At 52.2% G+C, this 1,155-nt stretch carries 1 protein-coding gene and 1 pseudogene; one reads left to right on the top strand and one right to left on the bottom strand.

Features of this window, described 5'->3' with window-relative positions; genetic code table 11:
- Positions 1–155 precede the first annotated feature (155 nt).
- On the top strand, positions 156–962 hold the full coding sequence (locus F6K38_RS42655; RefSeq protein WP_287266474.1) for a Uma2 family endonuclease: 807 nt from the start codon (positions 156–158) through the stop codon (positions 960–962).
- Here the strand turns inward: F6K38_RS42655 and F6K38_RS42650 are convergent.
- Positions 933–1,155 (bottom strand): annotated as a pseudogene (locus tag F6K38_RS42650) (hypothetical protein); the annotation flags it as partial. The gene F6K38_RS42655 and the pseudogene F6K38_RS42650 sit on opposite strands and share 30 nt — an antisense overlap.

Raw genomic sequence — 1,155 nt, 5'->3', positions numbered from 1 at the left:
ATGTATCCCCGCCCTAAAACATTGCTCGTCTGAACGACTCGCTCGTTTTTGAGGACGGGGTTTTATAGCTCCCTCAAGCTCCCTCATTTGATAAACAAGAGCGATGGTTCCCCTCTTGTTAAGGGGGGATCCTATCTCAACACCCTACAAGCTCTATGGTTCACTCCAACACCACCATCGACGAACAACTGCGCCCTTTTCCAGACCATACCCAATTGCCGGAATCTGATGGAACTTTTGTCAACAACTTTCAGGAACATCCCCAAAGTATTCTTCTGACTGACTCCATCGAGCCAGTCTTGCAAGAGCTTCACCCGGACAATCGCTATGCCATCGGTCAAGATTGTGGGATTTACTGGCGGGAGACCACCCCTCCTGAAAAAGGTGCAGAAGCCCCGGATTGGTTTTATGTGCCTGACGTGCCCCCCCGACTTGATGGCCAGATTAGACGCTCTTATGTGTTGTGGCGGGAATATATAACACCTCTGATTGCCCTAGAGTTTGCATCAGGTACAGGTGCGGAAGAACGGGATCGGACACCGTTACAAGCCGTAGATGGTACTGTTCAAAAACCAGGGAAATTCTGGGTATACGAAAAAATTCTTCGCATTCCCTACTACGGCATCTTTATGATTAATACCGGGGAGTTGGAAGTGTACCACTGGGAAGATGGCACCTACGAGCGCATGAGTCCCAACCAGCGCAACCACTATCCCATTAATCGAATGAATGTAGAACTAGGGGTATGGCAAGGCACCTATCTCGGTCTAGCCGAACAACCTTGGTTGCGATGGTGGGATCGAGAGGGAAATCTACTACTAACTGGCAAGGAGCGGGCAGCCTACGCTGAGGCTCAAGCCCAGCAGGAGCAACAAAAGCGGCAACAGTTGGTAGCACAATTGAAGGCTCTGAGTCCCGAACAACTTCAGGCTTTAGGAATTGATGCGGCACTTTTGGAGTAGGGAATCGGGAATCGGGAGTCGGGAATCGGGAATCGGGAATCGGGAATCGGGAGAGGCGTAGGGTGCGTTAGGGGCGGGCTTGCCGTTATTTGTGGCCTCAACGCCCGGGTTGAGATAGTCCGCCCCGTAACGCACCACCTGGGGAGTGTGCAGAGAGCTGGATGGGATTGACCTTTGGTCACGCGGGGCGCGT

The organism is Moorena sp. SIO3B2 (assembly GCF_010692525.1).
Taxonomy (GTDB): Bacteria; Cyanobacteriota; Cyanobacteriia; order Cyanobacteriales; family Coleofasciculaceae; genus Moorena; species Moorena producens.
This window is presented reverse-complemented; position numbering and strand designations above follow the sequence as displayed.

What these genes read in the sequence shown, in the direction of transcription:
- F6K38_RS42655 (WP_287266474.1), top strand. Translation starts at nt 156, where the DNA reads ATGGTTCACTCCAACACCACCATCGACGAACAACTGCGCCCTTTTCCA.